General features: G+C 40.1%; 16 protein-coding genes and 1 other RNA gene. 11 read left to right on the top strand and 6 right to left on the bottom strand.

Translation table 11 applies throughout. The features are described 5' to 3' along the window. Nucleotides 1-6 precede the first annotated feature (6 nt). Nucleotides 7-1,698, bottom strand: coding sequence for a M23 family metallopeptidase (locus IE056_RS17505; RefSeq protein ID WP_189606285.1), 1,692 nt, complete (start codon nt 1,696-1,698; stop codon nt 7-9). Nucleotides 1,699-1,885: 187 nt separating this feature from the next. Between IE056_RS17505 and IE056_RS17500 the strand changes: the two genes are divergently transcribed. The 6 genes from IE056_RS17500 (at nt 1,886) to IE056_RS17475 (ending at nt 5,890) form a co-directional block, all read left to right on the top strand. Beyond that, on the top strand, nt 1,886-2,176 hold the full coding sequence (locus IE056_RS17500) for a coiled-coil domain-containing protein (RefSeq protein WP_189606284.1): 291 nt from the start codon (nt 1,886-1,888) through the stop codon (nt 2,174-2,176). A 10-nt stretch (nt 2,177-2,186) separates the two neighbouring features. After that, complete coding sequence (locus IE056_RS17495) at nt 2,187-2,477, top strand: cell division protein ZapA (RefSeq protein ID WP_189606283.1); 291 nt, start codon at nt 2,187-2,189, stop codon at nt 2,475-2,477. Between the two features lie 54 nt (nt 2,478-2,531). Continuing rightward, nucleotides 2,532-2,639: non-coding RNA, 6S RNA (ssrS, locus tag IE056_RS17490), on the top strand. Between the two features lie 49 nt (nt 2,640-2,688). Continuing rightward, nucleotides 2,689-4,254, top strand: coding sequence for a ribonuclease Y (gene rny, locus IE056_RS17485; protein ID WP_189606282.1), 1,566 nt, complete (start codon nt 2,689-2,691; stop codon nt 4,252-4,254). Between the two features lie 255 nt (nt 4,255-4,509). Beyond that, nucleotides 4,510-5,376 (top strand): manganese catalase family protein, encoded by an 867-nt coding sequence (locus IE056_RS17480; protein ID WP_189606281.1) that lies wholly within the window; start codon nt 4,510-4,512, stop codon nt 5,374-5,376. An 82-nt stretch (nt 5,377-5,458) separates the two neighbouring features. Then, the gene (locus IE056_RS17475) at nt 5,459-5,890 is read left to right on the top strand and encodes a hypothetical protein (RefSeq protein WP_189606280.1); all 432 of its coding nucleotides are present in this window, start codon (nt 5,459-5,461) and stop codon (nt 5,888-5,890) included. Between the two features lie 25 nt (nt 5,891-5,915). Here the strand turns inward: IE056_RS17475 and pncA are convergent, their stop codons facing one another. The 3 genes from pncA to IE056_RS17460 form a co-directional block, all read right to left on the bottom strand. Next, on the bottom strand, nt 5,916-6,521 hold the full coding sequence (gene pncA / locus IE056_RS17470) for a bifunctional nicotinamidase/pyrazinamidase (RefSeq protein WP_189606279.1): 606 nt from the start codon (nt 6,519-6,521) through the stop codon (nt 5,916-5,918). Between the two features lie 3 nt (nt 6,522-6,524). After that, nucleotides 6,525-7,931, bottom strand: coding sequence for a nicotinate phosphoribosyltransferase (locus IE056_RS17465; RefSeq protein ID WP_189606278.1), 1,407 nt, complete (start codon nt 7,929-7,931; stop codon nt 6,525-6,527). Between the two features lie 114 nt (nt 7,932-8,045). Continuing rightward, nucleotides 8,046-8,945, bottom strand: a complete 900-nt coding sequence (locus IE056_RS17460; protein WP_189606277.1) for a transporter — start codon at nt 8,943-8,945, stop codon at nt 8,046-8,048. A 106-nt stretch (nt 8,946-9,051) separates the two neighbouring features. Between IE056_RS17460 and IE056_RS17455 the strand changes: the two genes are divergently transcribed. Genes IE056_RS17455 through IE056_RS17440 form a run of 4 tightly spaced genes read left to right on the top strand, consistent with a single transcriptional unit; the run spans nt 9,052 to nt 14,561 of the window. Next, complete coding sequence (locus IE056_RS17455) at nt 9,052-9,330, top strand: DUF4834 family protein (RefSeq protein WP_189606276.1); 279 nt, start codon at nt 9,052-9,054, stop codon at nt 9,328-9,330. Nucleotides 9,331-9,354: 24 nt separating this feature from the next. Then, the gene (locus IE056_RS17450) at nt 9,355-11,778 is read left to right on the top strand and encodes a YfhO family protein (RefSeq protein ID WP_189606275.1); all 2,424 of its coding nucleotides are present in this window, start codon (nt 9,355-9,357) and stop codon (nt 11,776-11,778) included. Nucleotides 11,779-11,802: 24 nt separating this feature from the next. After that, nucleotides 11,803-13,077: a glycosyltransferase family protein gene (locus IE056_RS17445; protein ID WP_189606274.1), complete on the top strand. Its 1,275-nt coding sequence runs from the start codon at nt 11,803-11,805 to the stop codon at nt 13,075-13,077. Nucleotides 13,078-13,100: 23 nt separating this feature from the next. Beyond that, complete coding sequence (locus IE056_RS17440) at nt 13,101-14,561, top strand: lipopolysaccharide biosynthesis protein (RefSeq protein ID WP_189606273.1); 1,461 nt, start codon at nt 13,101-13,103, stop codon at nt 14,559-14,561. Between the two features lie 251 nt (nt 14,562-14,812). Here IE056_RS17440 and IE056_RS17435 read toward each other — a convergent pair whose 3' ends face one another. Together IE056_RS17435 and uvrA are read right to left on the bottom strand one after the other, a co-directional pair. After that, nucleotides 14,813-15,955, bottom strand: a complete 1,143-nt coding sequence (locus IE056_RS17435) for a hypothetical protein (RefSeq protein ID WP_189606272.1) — start codon at nt 15,953-15,955, stop codon at nt 14,813-14,815. 281 nt (nt 15,956-16,236) lie between these two features. Continuing rightward, nucleotides 16,237-19,023, bottom strand: a complete 2,787-nt coding sequence (uvrA, locus tag IE056_RS17430; protein ID WP_189606300.1) for an excinuclease ABC subunit UvrA — start codon at nt 19,021-19,023, stop codon at nt 16,237-16,239. A gap of 248 nt (nt 19,024-19,271) precedes the next feature. Between uvrA and IE056_RS17425 the strand changes: the two genes are divergently transcribed. Further along, on the top strand, nt 19,272-19,856 hold the full coding sequence (locus IE056_RS17425; protein ID WP_189606271.1) for an RNA polymerase sigma factor: 585 nt from the start codon (nt 19,272-19,274) through the stop codon (nt 19,854-19,856). The last annotated feature ends 73 nt before the right edge of the window (nt 19,857-19,929 follow it).

The raw sequence follows: 19,929 nt of genomic DNA, 5'->3' as shown, positions 1-19,929 counted from the left end.
ACCGGATTATTGTTTTCTGAAAAAGGTGCTTTCAAAGGTAGTGGTATTCCCTACATTATCTGTCACTACAATTTCCAGCTTGTTTTCGGTTTCTGTGACAACTCCGTCGCTAAAGTTGTGTGTGAGCAGGTTCTGTTTGTATTCGTATTCCATCAAAATAAACTTCCCGTTCACCGTCGCACGAAAATCCTTAATTCCGGAAAGATCATCGGTAATTTTTACTTTCAGGTCTTTGTTGCTGGAGATCCATTTGCCGTTGCTGAAATTCACAGGCACTACCCGCGGCGCTTTAGTATCCTGTGAGAGGGTATAAGTGCCAAAAGTCCGGGTTTTTGTGGTAAACCGGTCTCCTTCTTTATAAGTGGTGGAATAGATAGGATTTCCGTAGGAGCTCAACCTGGCAACAAACATTTTCTCCCGGTCTTCAGGTTTGTACTTGCTCACATCAAAACCAATGGTTATATTGCTGTGGATGGGCGTGTTGTCCTGATGCAAACGAACTTTTTCATCCTCAAAAGTGACATCTAAATACGTATCCTGGTAAAGACTACTTTTTGGAATATACACATCGATCCCGTTACTTTCAAAGGCAGTCGCTTCATCAGATTTCACAAAGTAATCTGTTGTTCTGTATTCTTTTGGGGGCATGTTTTGCGGCATTTTTCCTTCAATAGGTATTCTCACGATCCGTTCATTACCGGCAAAATCTGAAATTCTGATGGTGTAGTTGTAGTTGAGGCTGTCCTGAACATTTACATACCCTTCATTCACTACGTTGCTGTAAATACTCAGCGGATTGTTTGGCTCTACAAATAACTTCTGAACCCTGCTACGGTGCCGGGAATAATACTCGTAATCTATAAGCTGATTTAAATGTCTTGTTTCTGAAAAAGAAAATTTTTCAAAATTTGCCTGAAAGACTTTGTCTCCATTTACAGTAGATTCGATCCTGAAAACACCGTTTCGGTTAGGTGCCATATCCAGCTGGTCTACCGTCGATACTCCAAAACCAATTTCCCCACAGGCATTGATGGTCTGAGCTGTATAGGAACCGTCACTTTGAGGAATAAGGTTTAGTTTTTGACGACCGGTAGAATTATTTACATGGGCTTCTTCCCCAACAGGATAAACAAAAACTGAATTGACAATTGGTGCTTTGCTGTCCTTTAATTCGAACCCGAACATCATTGGGTTCATTGGGTGCTGTGCGCCATCACGAATTTCGAAGTGTAGGTGTGGCCCGCCGCTGCCTCCGGTATTTCCGCTGTAGGCAACCAGTTCTCCCTGTTCAACCGGTAATTCTTCCGCCGAAGGGAATACCTCTATTTCATAACTTTCCTTTTGGTACTGACGTTCTTTGATGTAGGCTTCAATTTCGGGAGAGAGCTTTTGCAGGTGAGCATATACAGTGGTGTAGCCGTTAGGATGTTGAATATATATTGCCTTGCCATACCCATAATGCGAGATATTGATCCTGCTCACAAAACCTGCTGCAGAAGCATACACAGGAAGGCCTTCCCGCTGCTGTGTCTTGATGTCGAATCCGCTGTGGAAGTGGTTGGAGCGCAATTCTCCGAAAGTACCGGAAAGAACCAGTTCAACGTCCAGAGGATCATTAAAATAATCCTGTGGCAGATCATGTTGTGCAAAAGAAGTTAGGGTGTAAATGCTAAGAATAGAGGCAATGATTATCTTCATAAAAGGTAGAGCTATGATTGTTTAAAGTAGGTGGCCAAATATAGCGAATATAGTCTCAAAAATTAAAACCCTGCACCTGAGGCGTTTAATTTTTTTGTTAATAATTGCAAAAAAATTGAGGCAAAAGTATTGGGATATTTGGGGAGGTATGTTAACTTTGTGGGTATTAGCAGCACGAATAGCTTTAATGAGGAATTTATCGGAAATAGTTGATAGTCTAGAGCGTAGGATAGTTAAGTTGCTTCAGGAGCATAAATTTCTAAAGCAAAAGAACGAATCCCTGCAGGACGAATTAACAGACCTTCAGCTTGAAAACAAACGTTTGAGAGAACATCTGGAAGCTTCAGATAAGAAGATACAAACCCTTAAAGCTGCAAATGCATTGCTGGGCAGTAACGAATACAAAAAAGAAACCAAGCTAAGAATTAATGGCTTGATAAGGGAAATTGACCAATGTATTGTTCAACTTTCCGAATAAGAAAATTACAATGTCGAACACGCTTAAAATAAAGCTTTCAATTGCAGATAGGGTCTATCCTTTGACGATTCATCCGAATCAGGAGGAGGGGTTAAGAAAGGCTGCGAAAAAAATTGAAGGCATGATTAAGCAATTTGAACAGAGTTATGCCGTTAGGGATAAACAGGATGTGCTGGCTATGTGCGCCTTGCAATTTGCCGCCCAGACTGAGCAGAAAGACATAAATAGTAAAAGTGAAACTCTTATGGCTGAAGAAAAATTGAGGGAACTTGATGATTTACTTCAGAAACATATGGTTTAACGTTCTTTAAATAAAACTAAGGTTACTGCCTGTATTAGTTATTTTTTTTGATAAACTCAACACCAATTCTTTAAAAAGGGTGAGTTTAAGTTGTAAAAGCGTGCCGTCTTTGAGCGGATACTTGATCAGCTTGTTAGCCCTAAACGTGATTTTAAAGAGTTTATACAAAACCATACTAGTACAGGCTTTTTTTTTACACATAAACTAACATATGGAAACAACTACTATAATTATTTTTTCAGTTTTAATTGGCCTTGCTGTAGGTTTTGGAATAGCTAAAGCCCTGGAGAGGAAGAAAGCTTCCAAAATTATCCAGAGAGCAAAAAAATCGGCTGCCGGAATTCTAAAAGAAGCAAAGCAGGAAGCTGAAAGCATCAAAAAAGATAAGATCCTTCAGGCGAAGGAAAAGTTTATCGAACTAAAATCTGAACATGAAAAAGTAATTCTTGGCAGGGATAAGAAAATAGCCGATGCCGAGAAAAGGATCAGGGATAAGGAATCTCAGGTTTCCAGTGAACTTGCGAAAAACAAGAATCTAAACAAAGACCTGGAGGCTAAAATCGAAGATTATAACCATCGCAATGAATTCCTGGAGAAGAAGCAGGAAGAAGTCGAAAAACTTCATAATAGTAAAATTCAGCAACTGGAAGTGATATCAGGCCTTTCGGGAGAGGAAGCGAAAGCTCAGTTGGTGGAATCTTTAAAAGATGCCGCAAAAGCCGATGCAATGGCAATGGTTCAGGATACGATCGAAGAAGCTAAATTAACTGCACAGCAGGAAGCCAAAAAGATCATTATAAACACCATTCAGCGAATAGGAACAGAGGAAGCAATCGATAATTGTGTTTCTGTCTTCAATCTTGAAAGTGATGATGTTAAAGGACGTATTATTGGAAGGGAAGGAAGAAATATTCGTGCCATTGAAGCTGCCACAGGGGTAGAGATCATTGTGGATGATACTCCGGAAGCCATTATCCTGTCCTGCTTTGATTCTGTACGAAGAGAAGTGGCAAGACTTTCCTTGCATAAACTGGTGACAGACGGAAGGATTCACCCGGCTCGTATTGAGGAAGTGGTGAAGAAAACCACGAAACAAATCGAAGAAGAAATTATTGAAGTTGGTAAAAGAACCGTCATTGATCTTGGAATTCATGGATTACACCCGGAATTGATCAGGATCGTTGGGAGGATGAAGTATCGTTCTTCTTACGGGCAGAACCTTTTACAACACTCAAGGGAAGTAGCCAAGCTTTGTGGCGTTATGGCTGCGGAACTGGGGCTTAATCCTAAGCTGGCCAAGCGAGCCGGATTATTACACGATATAGGGAAAGTTCCCGATGCAGAAACTGAAGTGCCACACGCCATCCTGGGAATGCAATGGGCAGAGAAATTTGGTGAAAAACCAGATGTTTGTAACGCTATTGGGGCTCACCATGATGAGATAGAGATGAACTCTTTGTTATCTCCAATTGTTCAGGTATGTGATGCCATTAGTGGAGCAAGACCGGGAGCAAGACGACAGGTGCTGGATTCTTATATTCAGCGTTTAAAAGATCTTGAAGACATCGCTTTTGGTTTTGGAGGAGTCAAGAAAGCTTACGCTATCCAGGCTGGAAGAGAGCTGCGTGTAATTGTGGAAAGTGAAAGAGTGACCGATGATAAAGCGGCAAACCTTTCCTTTGAAATTTCCCAGAAGATCCAGACAGATATGACCTATCCGGGGCAGGTAAAAGTGACGGTAATTCGGGAAACCCGGGCAGTAAACATCGCGAAATAATATAGATATCATTTATACAACTATAAAAGATCCTGCTTTTGCTCAACGAAAGCAGGATTTTTTATTTATAAAACTATTGAAAGTGCTAAATCTCCTACATTTCCTGTAGAATTCTTATCATAAGAATAACATAGTTTTAGAGGTTAATTAACTGCCATCCTAATGGTTAGTCAGTAAATTGAATGGAGATTCTGTAGTGGAGATAATAACCATACATCTGCTGCAGAAGATTTATTAACCTTTAAATTGTAAAATATGTTTTACCACGATGGAAAGCTTCAGTATGAAGTGAAAGTTGACAAACCAAACCCGCAATTCGCAAAAATGCTGCAGCAGGCGATAGGCGGTATTGAAGGAGAAATGAAAGTATGCCTGCAGTATTTATTCCAGGCCTGGAACTGCAGGGGACCGGCAAAATATCGCGATATGCTGCTGGATACAGGTACAGAGGAGATGGCTCATATAGAGATGCTGGCAACCGCTGTAGCCTTGAATCTTGAAGGAGCTTCCAATGAGTTAAAAGATGATATCGCTGCGGGAAGCCCCTTTATGGAACAGGTAATGGGAGGAGCAAATCCTAGACATATCTTATCTTCCGGAATGGGGGCAATGGCTGTAGATGCCAGCGGTGTGCCATTTAACGGTTCCTGGGTGATTGGTACCGGTAACATAGCTGCAGATATGTACGCGAATGTAACGGCCGAATCTGCAGGAAGAACTTTAGCTGCCAGACTATGGAAAGCTACAGATGACAGAGGAATGAAAGATATGCTGTCTTTCCTTCTCGCGAGAGATACCATGCACCAGAATCAGTGGTTAGCCGTACTGGAAGAATTAGGTGGACTTGAAGGCAACCATCCAATTCCAAATACCTTCCCGCAGGCAGATGAGAATAAGAACTTCAACTATAATTTTATCTCTACCAAAATTGATAGTGAGAGCAAGGCTAAAGGCAGATGGAGTGAAGGAAAATCTGTGGACGGAAAAGGTGAATTTACTTTTGATAAAGCCAAACCATTTGGTAAAGAACCGAATTTAGGAGCACCAGATCCTGCTGGATTTGCTCAAAAAGAGCAAATGTCCGGAGGGTTAAAGTCAAAGGTTAAAAAGATCATCGACTAAATAACTTTTTTAAATTGTAAAGCAAAGGATGCAATCTATATTTGTATCCTTTGTTTTTTAATTTGATCAAAACCTAAATGTTATGTCTAAAAAACCTGTATTACTGGTGCTATGTCTAATCATCGTGGCTTATCCGGTGATCAGCATTTTTCAGTTGGAGCAGACGATATCTGAAGCTGCCAATGCAGCTGCGGCGCATCAAAGTCTGGTGAATTATCAGATTAGTGTCTGGGTAAGTTGGTTGGTCCTGGTGTTTCTTTCCATTTATTATAAATGGACTCAAAAACGAAATATCTTCTTTTACTTCACGTACGGGTTTATTGTAGTTGCTTTTAGCATTTTTGGTTATTACACACAGGCAATTGTAAATAATTTCGATCTGCCTTCCCGTTTTGAAGATAACTATACGCATGGAGTCTTTACGGGAATAATAAACATCATTACCTCCGGAATCTTAACCGGATTCCTGCAGGCCGGCGTGTGGTGGTTTACCCGAAGATGGCATAGAAGATAATTTACTTCGGAAAAAGTATTGGGAATTATATCTCTTCTGAAGTAATTATTTTACCTCCTTTTTCTTTAATATCTTCCTTAATATTTGTGAATCCTGAAGTGTCAAGGGCCTTGGATGCATCTTCAATTAAAGTGGCAGAAAAGCCTTCTTTTAAAGCATCCAGTAAGCTGAAGTAGATACAAATGTCTGCAGCCAGTCCACAGAAGTTAAGATCTTCTGCTCCTTTTTCTTTTAGATATCCGGCGAGTCCGGTGGATTTTTTATGTCCGTTATCATAGAATCCGCTATAGCTGTCGATCTCAGGATCCATGCCTTTTCTGAAAATTGCTTCTATAGGTTTAGTTTCAAGTTCCGGGTGAAATTGCGCTCCATAACTATCTCGCAAACAATGGTTAGGCCAAAGTTGTTGCGTAAGTCCGTTGAGCTCTATTTTTTCGAAAACTTCTTTCCCGGGATGGTTTGAAGCGAAGCTTTTATGATCGGATGGATGCCAATCCTGCGTGGCGACAACAAGATCAAATTTTGGAAGCATAGCATTTATTACCTGGACTATTTGATCGCCTTCCGGCACGGCAAGTGAACCACCCGGAATAAAATCATTTTGAACATCTATAATTATTAGAGTCTTCATGTTTTAATTCATTTTATGTTCCTGAAGAATTTTGTCTCTTTCATTTCTGAGTGTTTCACTTATTCCGACTTTATAAATGTGCGGATTGAAAAAGCGTTTGTATTCCGGAGCAAGCTTTTGAAGTCTTTCCTTTGCATAGGTCGAAATTTCTTCCAGAGATCGTTCTTCAAAAATTCTTTTTCCGTTTTCCATTATTTTTTTAAGCATCGGCTCTTTTGTCCTGCCTTCAAGGGAAAGGAACTTTAATGGGTCGAAAGGATGGTGCATGGTCGAAATTTCTGTTTCATCCACAAGAGTGATCACGTCTGCTCCGCTAAAATTTCCTTCTTCATCAAAAATCCGGTAAACCTGCTTTTTATGCGGAAGGGTAACTTTTTGGATAGTTTCGGATAATTTGATACGCGGTTTTCCATCAAAAAAGGCGAGTTTATAAACCCCGTCCAACGCTGCATCCGGATTACCCGTTACCAGGCTTGTTCCCACCCCAAAAATATCAATGGGTGCTTCCTGATCGAATAAACTCTTAATGAGATGTTCATCCAACTGATTGGAAACAGCAATTTTTACATACTCTAATCCGGCGTCATCGAGCATTTTTCTGGAAACCCGTGCCAGGTAAGCCAAATCTCCACTGTCTAGCCGTATTCCGGTTAATTTCTGGCCTCTGGCTTCCATTTCCTTTCCTACAATGATAGCATTGGGGATTCCGCTTTTCAAAGTGTTGTAGGTGTCGACCAGTAAAACCGAATTATGGGGATGAATTTCAGCAAAATCTCTGAAAGCAGTGAGTTCATCGTCATAACTCTGAATAAAGGAATGCGCCATGGTTCCCGAAACCGGAATATCAAAATCCCTTCCCGCTCTCGTGTTACTGGTAGCTTCAAATCCACCTATCACGGCTGCCCTGCTGGCATAGTATCCACCTGGGCCCTGTGCACGTCTAAGTCCGAAATCAATTAGTTTTCTCCCTTTTGCCTGGAGCATCATCCTGCTGGCTTTGGTAGCTATCAAAGTCTGGAAATTAAGGATGTTCAGAAGAAAAGTTTCGATGATTTGAGCTTCTATTATATTTGCTTCTATTCTAACAATGGGTTCGGTCGGAAAAACAATTTCTCCTTCCGGTACACTGTAAATATCGCCGGTAAACCGAAAATCCTTCAGGTATTCCAGGTAATCTAAGCCGAAACCCTGATTTTTTAGAAAATCAATATCTTTTTCGCTAAACCTGAAATCTTTTAATACTTCAAGAATAGTCTCCAGGCCTGCAAATACTGCATAACCTCCTTCAAAAGGAAGCTTTCTGAAGAAATAATCAAAGGTGGCTTTATTATCTTGTTGTTTTTTTTGAAAGTAAACCTGCCCCATGGCAAGCTGGTATTGATCTGTATAGGTACCTGTGAAATCAAACATTATAAGTGTGCGTTTATTATAAGATCGATCAAATTGAATTGATCATTTATTGCCAAAAGAAAGTTTCAAATAGATAAATTGAAAGCAGCCCAAAAATAACCAATTCAAATGATCCTATAGTTCATCAGCTCTTTCCAGGTACTGGTCCTGCTTATGCATATCCAGCCTGTAGGAAACTCCCAGGGCCACCTGCCACCTTGAAGGGGTGTCTTTAAAATTTACTAATCCAGAGACATCCATTTGAAAATTTTTATGGAACAGGTATGCCAGTCCACCACGGGCAATTTCATCACTGTAAACATCACTAATGATAGTTTGGAACTCTCCAAAAGCAGCAAATTTTGAGCTAAAGGAATGAGTCAGGGTGGCGATTCCTGTGTAGGTAGGGAATTCCTGGCCAATTTTATCTGCTATAATGTTAGTGACAAATACCCAACCGCCTGCCCAGTTATTCTGGGTAATCAGGGCGACCCTGGGAGTGAATTGTCCTTCTTCAGCATATAAGTAAGGATTGTCATCCATGGCAAAATTTACTCCGGCATAGAGAGAAACCGCAGGGAGCAGCTGTTTCCAGTTGAATCTCTGATTTGCCTTCCAGCTGTATAAATCAACTTTCCTCTCCACCCCGTTTTTATAAGGATCATAAAGGAGGTATTTCACACCTAGCGTGTTTCTGTCGAAATCCCTTATTTCATGGCTGCGTTCTGCTCCGGCTACGATATAATTCGTAGTACTGGAAAGAAAGGACCCATTAAGGTTTACCTCGAGCTCTTCCAACCAAAATCCGTAACGCAGTTCATATTCCACTCCCCAAAGATCTGTAGTTGTGTTTAAGAGCTCATGCTCATCCTCACCGAATTTACCTCCGGTTTCCAGTTGAAGTACTCCTGTTCCAACTGAAAACGCACCCTGCGAATTTCCAGGTCTGTTAGAATTTATGGTCTCTGTATATTGAGCATAAGAGACAAAACTTCCGAAGAACAGAAGTAAAGATAAAGCGCGGGAAAACTGCATATTTCAGGAGGTTTTGTTTAATTCAAATATAGATATTTTATCATTTTTTTCGGCTGTGATGATGGTTTTCTTTGGACAGAATGGTAATTTTACCAAAAAATTAATAATGTACGAAGCTTCATTTTCTGAAGTGATAAGGGTGGTATTAATAATCCTCCTCATTTACTTCGGATTAAAACTTATTATCCGTTGGTTTGGACCTCTTCTGTTGAAATATATCCTGCGGAAAGTGGGAAAAAAGTTTGAACAAAGTTTTAACCAGTATGATCCTTCCGGAAGTAAAAAGAAAAAGGAGGGAGAGGTAACTATTGAGAAGAAGCCAAAAAACAAGAGGAAATCCAATAATGATGTGGGGGAGTATATCGATTATGAAGAAATTGACTAATTTCCCTTCCAAAATAATTCTTATATGACCGGTTACTTAAAGAAATTCCTTCCTCATGTATTGGTGTTCCTGGGGTTTATTATCATTTCCCTTGCCTATTTTAATCCGGTTCTTCAGGGTAAGGAAATTTTTCAAAGTGATATTACTCAATATATCGGGATGGCGCAGGAGCAAAACGAGTTCCGGGAGCGAACAGGAGAGGAGCCGTACTGGACAAACGCTGCTTTTGGAGGAATGCCTACCTATCAACTGGGTGCATATTATCCAAATAATTATATTAAAAAAATAGACACGGCATTGCGTTTTTTACCACGTCCCGCCGATTATCTTTTCCTTTATTTCATAGGAATATATATTCTTTTACTGGTTTTAAAACTGGATTACAAACTGGCATTTCTGGGAGCTCTGGCTTTTGGATTTTCTACTTATCTCATTATCATCCTTGGAGTTGGCCATAATGCCAAAGCTCATGCCATTGCTTATATGCCTTGGGTGTTAGGCGGTATTTTGCTCTGTTTTCGGCAAAAATATATAACTGGATTTTTACTGTTGGCCTTTGGAATGGCTTTGGAAATAGGAGCGAACCACTTCCAGATGACTTATTACCTGCTATTACTGGTGATCGTGCTGGGAATCGTCTACCTGATCGAGGCATTCCGGAAAAAGACCTTACCTCAGTACTTTACCGCTTTGGGCGTAATGGTGGTTGCAGTGGTTCTTGCTTTAGGGGCCAACGCCACCAATTTGATGGCGACGCAGGAATATGCCGAATTCAGTACCAGGGGAGACACAGGTTTATCCATTAGTCCCGATGGATCTGAAGCCCGGCCTAGCGGGCTTGAATATGATTACATCACCGAATACAGCTATGGCGTACTCGAAACTTTCAATCTTTTCATCCCAAGATTTATGGGTGGATCCAGCTCCGAGGATATTGGAGGGGAATCTAATATTTATTCTGCTTTACTGGAACTGGGAGCTTCTCCTGTACAGGCTGCACAATTTGCAGAATCGGCACCTACGTATTGGGGTGACCAGCCTTTTGTGGGCGCTCCAGCTTATATAGGTGCAACTGTGTTGTTCCTGTTTGTTTTTGCGCTCTATCTGGTTAAAGGACGATTGAAATGGTGGATTGTTGGCGGCTCACTATTGGCATTGCTGCTTTCCTGGGGGAGGAATTTCGGATTATTAACCGAATTTTTCATCGATTATGTGCCCATGTACAACAAGTTTAGGGCAGTTTCCTCAATACAGGTGATCATTGAACTATGTGTTCCGGTGCTGGCAGTCGTAGGACTTTCCAAACTTTTCTTTTCAGAGGAAAACGAGGAAAAAAAGATGCATGCCTTGAAATGGTCCGCTATTGTTACCGGAGGTCTCGCACTTGTTTTTCTTTTGTTTCACTCGATGCTTTTCAATTTCTCCGGTGCAGGCGATGGATCTATGCTTCAGCAATTGGGGCCGGGCTTTGTAAGGGCTTTAAAAGAAGATCGAAAAGCCGTTTTTACAGCAGATACTATCCGTTCTCTCATTTTTGTTTTGCTTACAGCAGGAGTTATCTGGTTATATCTTAAGCAGAAAGTAAACCGGAACCTGGCAACTGGATTATTTGTTCTTTTAATCCTTATAGATCTTGTGGGAATAGACCGCAGGTATGTAAATAATGATGATTTTGTGAATGCAAGGGTGATGAACAAGCCTTTCCAGGCAAACCAGGCCGATTTACAGATCATACAGGATGATGGACATTATAGGGTTTTTGACCTTTCCGGAAATCCTTTTAACACGGCAAGAACTTCGTATTTCCATAATTCCATTGGAGGTTATCATGCTGCCAAGCCCGGCAGAATGCAGGATCTTTTTAATTTTTACATTTCACAGAACCACATGGAGGTTCTTAATATGCTGAATACAAAATATTTTATTGTACCAACGGAAGAGGGAGTGACTGCACAGCAAAATCCTGAAGCTAATGGGAATGCATGGTTTGTGAATAATGTAAAATTAGTCGAAAATGCCAATGAGGAGATCCTGGCGCTGGAAAATTTGAATACTAAGGAAACAGCCATTGTGAATGAAAACTTCAGAAACCATTTACCACAACTGAATTTCCAGGTGGATAACAACGCCAGCATACAGCTCGAAAGCTACGAACCTAATGAAATTATCTACAGTTATTCAGCAAATACAGAACAGCTGACTGTTTTTTCAGAAATTTATTATCCCCATGGCTGGCATGCATATATTGATGGAGAAGAAGCACCACATTTTAGAGCTAATTATGTATTGAGAGCAATGGTGTTGCCCGAGGGAGAACATACAGTGACCTTCAAATTTGAACCTGAAGTAGTAAAAACAGGAAGTACCATTGCCCTGGCAAGTTCTGTTTTATTAGGTTTACTGCTTATTGGTGGATTCTTTTACGGATACAGGAAAAACCAGAAATAATCTATACTAAACTGTGGGCGGCCTATGGAAAAAGTCCTGATTATTACGTATTACTGGCCCCCGGCAGGTGGTCCCGGTGTACAGCGTTGGTTAAAATTCACCAAATACCTAAAGGATTTTAATATTGATCCGGTGGTTTACGTGCCCGAAAATCCGCACTATCCGCTTTTGGATCCTTCTTTGGAAGAAGAGGTTCCCAAACATGTAGAGGTAGTGAAGAACCGTATTTTTGAACCTTATTCCCTGGCGAAAATTTTTTCAAAGAAGGAAACGCAGCAAATAAGTTCAGGGATTATTTCTGAAGAAGAGAACCAGAATCTGATTGAAAAAGCCATGCTTTTTATCAGGGGGAATTTTTTTATCCCCGATGCCCGGAAATTCTGGATCAAACCTTCCATAAAATTTTTGACAGAATATCTTCAGGATAATGAGATAAAAACCATTATTACCACCGGGCCTCCGCACAGTATGCATTTAATTGGTTTGGGACTCAAAGAGGAACTAAACATCAAATGGATTGCAGATTTTCGGGATCCGTGGACTACAATTGGTTATCATGAAAAACTAAAACTTACCGAAAACTCACAGTTGGAACATAAGGAGCTGGAGAGAAGAGTGCTGCATAAGGCAGATCATTTGATCACTACCAGCTTTACGACGCGAAGTGAATTCAGGGAAATGACCACCACCCCCGTGACGGTGGTCACCAACGGATACGATTTGGAAACTGTTCCGAAGCCTGAAATGGACCGGAAATTCACTGTTTCCCATATAGGTTCCCTGCTTTCAGGAAGGAATCCGCAAAACCTGTGGAAAGCGATGGCTGAACTAATTGCGGAAAATGCAGCTTTTTCAGAAGATTTTCAACTGAGGTTAACAGGATCGGTAGGGGAGCAGGTACTTGAAACAATCCGCAAAGCGGGGTTAAGCGAACACCTTGAATTAAACGGGTATGTTAGCCACAGGCAGGCATTAAAACTTCAGCGGAGTTCCCAGATGTTACTTCTAATCGAAATTGACAGTGAAGAAACCAAAGGGATCATTCCTGGGAAGATTTTTGAATATATGGTGAGTCAGCGGCCTATTTTGGCAGTAGGCCCTTCAGGAGCAGATATTAAAAGGATCATTACCGAAACAAATACAGGAAAATTCTTTGAATATTCCGAAAAGGAGCAAATCAAAACATATCTTCTTACAAGCTACGAAGCTTTTAGGGAAAATAATTTGACAGTGCACCCTATCGGACTTCAGAAATACAGCCGAAAAGCCCTCACCGGAGAGCTGGCAAAACTTTTATAAATCAGGGGAACAGAGGGAAATCCATGGGAATAATAATTAACCAGTCAGCAAAAAACCTGATCACTACCTACGTCGGGTTCGGCATTGGTGCTATTAATACCCTTTTCCTCTATACAAATTTCCTGGAGCAGGAATATTACGGGCTGGTAAGTTTCCTGTTATCGGCAGCCAATCTCATCTGGCCTTTGATGGCTTTTGGAGTTCACAACACGCTGGTAAAATTCTATTCGGCCTATAAAACAGAACCTGAAAGAGATCAATTCTTAACCCTCATGTTGTTTTTGCCGCTGGGCATTGCACTGGTTTTAGGTCTTATTGGCTTTTTAACCTACGATCTAATCCTGAGTTATTTTTCCAACGGAAACGAGCTCGTAAAACCTTATGTGTGGCTCATTTTTGTAATTGCAGTGGCCACTGCATATTTTGAGGTTTTCTTTTCCTGGTCAAAGGTGAATTATCAAAGTGTATTTGGAAATTTCATGAAGGAAGTTTTTCACAGGATTTGTGTTTCACTGCTGCTGTTGTCGGTATATTTTGAATGGCTTTCTGTAGAAGATTTTATTTACGGAGTGACCCTGGTATTCGTTTTTAGAGCGGTGGCAATGAAGTTATATGCTTTTAAACTTTATATGCCGAAACTGAATTTTCAACTGCCGGCTAACAAATCATCTGTTTTAAAATATTCAGCTCTTATTCTTATTGCCGGTTCGGTCGCAATGGTGTTGCTGGATCTGGACAAGGTGATGATAGAACGTTTCCTGCCTATTGAGAATGTGGCGATCTACGGAATTGCGGTTTATATAGCCTCTGTGATTGCCGTGCCTTCCCGGGCCATGCACCAAATCACCTATCCTATGACGGCTACTTTGCTTAATAATAAAGACAGGAAAGGCCTCAATGAGCTCTATGAAAAGAGTTCGATTAATTTATTGATTATCAGTGGATTCATTTTTTTGTTGATCATTACCAATGTCCGGCAGCTGTATGAGTTAATACCCGATGAATATCAGATTAGTTTTTCGATTGTCGTGCTCATTTCATGCGTGAAATTATATGATAACCTGCTGGGGAATAACAATGCAATTCTGTTTAATTCCGATTATTACCGGCTGGTGCTGGCAATAGGGGTCTTTCTTGCCGTTTTGGCATTTGTGCTTAATATTTTATTTATTCCTGAATTTGGAATTTTTGGTGCCGCTTTGGCTACTTTTCTGGCTTTTGCTGCCTACAATACTTCCAAAATATTTATTGTGGGAAAGAAATTTAAAATATATCCTTTTACAGCCAAAACCCTCTACGGATTAATCATAATTCTAGTATTTTCCATGGTATTTTATTTCTGGGATTTTGCGTTCCATCCGGTGGTGAATATTATCCTGAAATCAGTAATTCTTGGAGTGCTTTATCTTCCGGTGATTTTCTACCTGAAACTTTCAAAGGATATCAATCTTCTGATTCAAAATTTCCTGAAGCTAAAGAGGTAGTTATGGGATTTACATTCATTCTGAACTTCCCCGGCTTCTGAGTCTCGAAAGTATTTATTTCCTGATATACAAAGAAAAATTTAAGATTAACCAACTATGATTTAAGGCTAAAGCCCTGGCTATATTTGAAAACAATCCACGGGTTAAAATCTGTGGCAAATAACCCCTAACTAACAAAAAAGAAAATCCCCGAAGCTTTTACACATCCGGGGAATTTTCCAACTAACCAACCAAAAACCAATTATGAAATTTTAATTTCCTCTGCCACGAGAACTTCTCGAACCTGAGGAGCTTGTAGTTTGTGGTGCAGAAGCTTTGTTTGAAGACTGCACGGTAGCAGATCTTCCTGTGCTTCTGGAGGAAGGAGTACTTGTTCTTACTTCACTTCTTGCAGTATTTACTGCCGAATTTCTTGTAGTGCTTCTCGAATTATCTCTTGTAACCTGTCTTTTTTGAGGGGTTGCAGGAGTCTGTTTTGCTACAGATCTTGTATCCCTTATAGTGGTGTTCCTTCGTTCTACCGGGGTGGAAACATTGCTGTTTCTTCCTCTGCTTTCAGACATAGTATTTGAAGAACTTTGTTTGGTATTTACAGCAGTTCTTTTAGTCCGACTACTGGAGTTGCTTCTGGTTTCCTTTCTGTCGTCCATTCTGGTGGCTACCGAATAATCTGAATTGAACCTTTGCGGGCTGGTATCCCGTACCTGAGTTGTCCTGCTACCTCTATGATAGGAAATTACTTTTTCCCCGGGTCTGTAATAACTGCGTTGATACCCATTATTATAATAGGTTTGATAATAATTTACGTGATAGTTATAAGTTACTCTCGTAGGGTTATAATATGCCCGGTAAGGTCTATGGTGCACCACGGCATAATGGGCCTGTGGACGTACATAATAGTTGTGCCAGGGTCTATATACGTAGTGAGGATTATAAGTATTTATAAATCCGGAGTAATTCACGTACTGATTGTATCGGTTATAATGCAACCTTAATCCTCCGATCCTGGAGATCCTTCCGAAATTGTTGTAGGAAACATAAACATTTCCAGCCTGTATGATTCGGCCATAATAGTCATAGAAAACGGGCACATTTTCTATCTGGATCACTGCGCCAAAGTCATCATACTGCACAAAAGGATCATAATTGTGACCAGCGTTAAAGCTAATATTTACCTGTGGTGTCACCACATTAACATTATATCCGTTTCTTTGGGAATTAAAAAAGAAATCAAATTGTCCGTCAGGATATACGGCAAATTCAACGCCGCCTTCTACGAAGATGAATGCATCTCCATACCCGTAATTAATGTTCTCTTCGGAAATTTTTGGTGCTGCCATTGCAGACCCTCCAATCACCAATAGAGAAAAAAGTATGCTGTAAAATTTTTTCATGATAGTGAGTTTTAAATTAAACAAAGCGATTGGAGTCGTTTGATTAGGTTAATTCAAAGTACGTGCCAAAAATGAATAAATGCTTTAATTAGAAAACCCCGAAGGCATTAAATGCGCTACGGGGTTTCCAAACTAACCAACCAAAAAATTATCATATTTCTTATGGAACTCTTTCAATTCCATAAGGAAATAAACATCTAAATTTCAAATTATTTATTTCAAAGGTTGTGCCATAAATTAGTTCTGTAACTTTTTCTGTGTTAAATTTAAGGAACTAAAGTTTATAGCTTTTCCTTTAAAAACGGGGCAGTGAATGACTTTCTGTTTTTTGCTACCTCTTCGGGAGTGCCGGCTGCTATAAGATAACCCCCGTTCTCACCGCCTTCCAGTCCCAGGTCAATTACATGATCTGCACATTTTACAAGGTCCATATTGTGTTCAATAACAATTACGGAATGTCCTTTGGCAAGCAGCGCATTAAAAGATTTCAATAATTTCTGAATATCGTGGAAATGAAGTCCGGTGGTAGGTTCATCGAAAATGAACAAAGCTTTTTCTTTGGTAGTTCCTTTCACCAGGAAGGAGGCGAGTTTGATACGCTGGGCTTCCCCGCCCGAAAGGGTAGAGGAGCTTTGACCTAGTTGTACATATCCTAATCCCACATCCTGTAAAGGTTTCAGTTTAGAAGTAATCTTGTCTTCGCCGCTTTCTTTAAAGAATTGTACGGCATCGTCAATGGTAAGATTGAGGATGTCGTCAATATTCTTATCATTGAAGTTTACTTCCAAAATCTCTTTTTTGAATCTTTTGCCGTTACAGGTTTCACAGATCAAATGGACATCGGCCATGAATTGCATTTCTATGGTGACTTCTCCTTCTCCCTTACAGGTTTCACAACGTCCGCCGTCTACATTAAAAGAAAAATGCTTGGGTTTGTACGCGCGAATATCAGATAGCTTTTGATTGGAGAATAGATTCCTGATATCATCATAGGCTTTGATATAGGTAACAGGATTTGATCTTGATGATCGGCCTATAGGATTCTGGTCTACGAATTCTACGGTAGAAATTTTTTTAGTGTCTCCTTCAATCTTGCTGAATTGGCCCGGCTTTTCGCCATAACCACTAATTTCTTTCAGCATTGCGGGGTACAGGATCTTTTTGATTAGTGTACTTTTTCCACTTCCTGAAACTCCGGTAACTGCTGTAAATACGCCAAGAGGGAATTGAACATCAATATTCTTCAGGTTGTTTTCTCTTGCCCCTTTAATGTCTATAAAATATTTAGCAGTTCTCCTGTTTTCCGGAACTTTGATCTCCATAGATCCATTGAGGTACTTTGCAGTTAAAGATTCCGAAGCCAGGATTTGTTCGAAATTTCCGGTGGCCACAACTTCCCCTCCTAAAGTCCCTGCCTCGGGGCCTATGTCAATGATCTCATCTGCGGCTTTCATGATATCTTCATCATGCTCCACAACAATGACTGTGTTGCCCAGGTCACGCAGAGATTTGAGTACATCAATTAGTTTTAGCGTGTCTTTTGGATGTAAACCTATAGAAGGTTCATCAAGAATATACATGGAGCCGACCAGGCTGCTTCCAAGGGAGGTGGCCAGATTGATCCTTTGGGATTCCCCGCCCGAAAGGGTATTCGATTTTCGGTTGAGCGTAAGGTAATCCAGTCCTACTTTTGAAAGGAATTCCAGTCTGTTTTTAATTTCAGCAAGCAATCTTTTTGCGATTTGCTCATCGTAAGTATTTAGTTCCAGTAGCTCAAAGAAATCCCTCACCTTGTTCAAAGGTGTTTCTACAAGCTCGGTAATTGTTGCTCCACCAATTTTCACATAGTTTGCTTCGGGACGCAGTCTTTTTCCTTTACAGACAGAACATCTTGTTTTTCCGCGGTAACGGGAAAGCATTACTCTGTTCTGAATTTTATAAGCCTTGGATTCCAGGAAAGCAAAAAATTGATTCAAGCCTTCGAAATACTGATTTCCATTCCAGATGAGATCTTTTTGCCCCTGGGTAAGTTCGAAATAAGGTTTATGTATCGGAAAATCAAATTTATGGGAATTATTCACCAATTGGTCGCGATACCAGCTCATGCTTTCACCCCGCCATGGAAAAATGGCATTCTCATATACCGAAAGAGATGTATTTGGTATCACCAGCTCCTCATCTATTCCAATAACATCTCCGTAACCCTCACATTTCGGACAGGCCCCATAGGGATTATTAAAACTGAATAGGTGCACGTTAGGCTCAGGAAAACTCATTCCATCCAGCTCAAATTTATTGCTGAACTGTCGCGTATTCTTTTCAGAAAGAATTTCCACAGAAAGTTCACCTTTTCCTTCAAAAAATGCAGTTTGCACAGCATCTGCTAGCCGGTTATAGAAATCTTCATCATCTTTGGTAACAATTCTGTCTACCACGAGTGACATTTCATTGGGGTTAAGATCTTCGGCAACAGCTTCATCGATTCGTACTACTTTATCTTTTATTTTGATTCGGCTGTATCCCTGCTGAAGTAGAACTTTTACTTTTTCTTTGGGTGTTCTCCCTTCTTCAATGTGAATGGGAGCAAGCAAAAGCATTTTTTCTCCTTCAGGAAATGTTTTGATGTAATTAATAACATCGCTCACCGTATCTTTTTTCACCTCGTTTCCTGAAACAGGGGAGTAGGTTCTTCCAATTCTTGCGAAAAGCAGTTTAAGGTAATCATAGATTTCCGTAGAAGTACCAACGGTAGATCTTGGATTGGTGGAATTCACCTTTTGCTCAATGGCAATTGCAGGTGCAATTCCTTTGATATAATCCACCTGAGGCTTATTAAGCCTTCCAAGAAACTGCCTTGCATAGGATGAAAGGCTTTCGACATATCTTCTTTGTCCTTCGGCATAAAGTGTGTCAAACGCAAGTGAGGATTTACCAGAACCTGAAAGTCCGGTGAGAACCACCAGTTTATTCCGGGGGATTACAGCATTTATATTCTTTAAATTATGGAGTCGGGCTCCTTTTATTATAATATTTTCTTTTGGGTCTACTTGGGAAACATCCACTGTCATGGGCATATTTTTGGTATAATTGCAAAGATACTTAAACTAAAGTTTTATATGGAATGAGGAGCTAAACTAATGTACTGAGGATTAATTTGTTAAAAAATTTAACTAATTCTTGCGCAGGTTAATTTTTTCCTGTTATATTTGTCCATAATTTAACCACAAACTCAACGCCTATAATACAAAGTTACTTTTTTAAACTATAACTAATAACCTCCAGGTCTCCCCAAACACCTGTTTAAAAAGTAACTCTTATGGAACATGTTGAGCTAACCGACGCTTGTCTTGTTAAAAACTACATGAATGGAAATGAGCAATCATTATCTGTTCTAATTGACCGCCACCAACAGCGTATTTACAGTTTTATTTATTCTAAAGTCTTTGATAAAGATGTCGCAGATGACATTTTTCAGGACACCTTTATTAAGGTAATTCGCACACTTAAGCGTGGTAAATATAATGAAGAAGGTAAATTTCTTCCCTGGGTCATGCGTATTTCGCACAATCTCGTGATCGACCATTTCAGAAAAAATAAAAGAATGCCAAAATTTGAAAGTAGCGGTGATTTTAATATTTTTTCAGTATTAAGCGATACTTGTTTAAATGCCGAAAAGCAGATCATCAAAGACCAGATTGAAGCCGATGTGAAGGAATTGATCAAAGAACTTCCCGAAGATCAATTGGAAGTACTGGTAATGCGTATTTACAAGGATATGAGTTTCAAGGAAATATCTGAAAGAACAGGTGTGAGTATCAATACCGCTTTGGGAAGAATGCGCTATGCTTTGATAAATTTAAGAAAAGTTATCAGTACTGTCCAGTTAAAAGAGACTGAGTGACAGTTGGTTATAATCAAGTTCTTTGACATTACTATAATCTATATTCATAAAAAGCTCGTTTATAGGGGTTTTA

It is taken from the genome of Salinimicrobium marinum (assembly GCF_014651535.1).
GTDB classification, from domain to species: domain Bacteria; phylum Bacteroidota; class Bacteroidia; order Flavobacteriales; family Flavobacteriaceae; genus Salinimicrobium; species Salinimicrobium marinum.
Note: the sequence above shows the minus strand (reverse complement) of the source record. Positions and strands in the feature narration are given on the sequence as shown.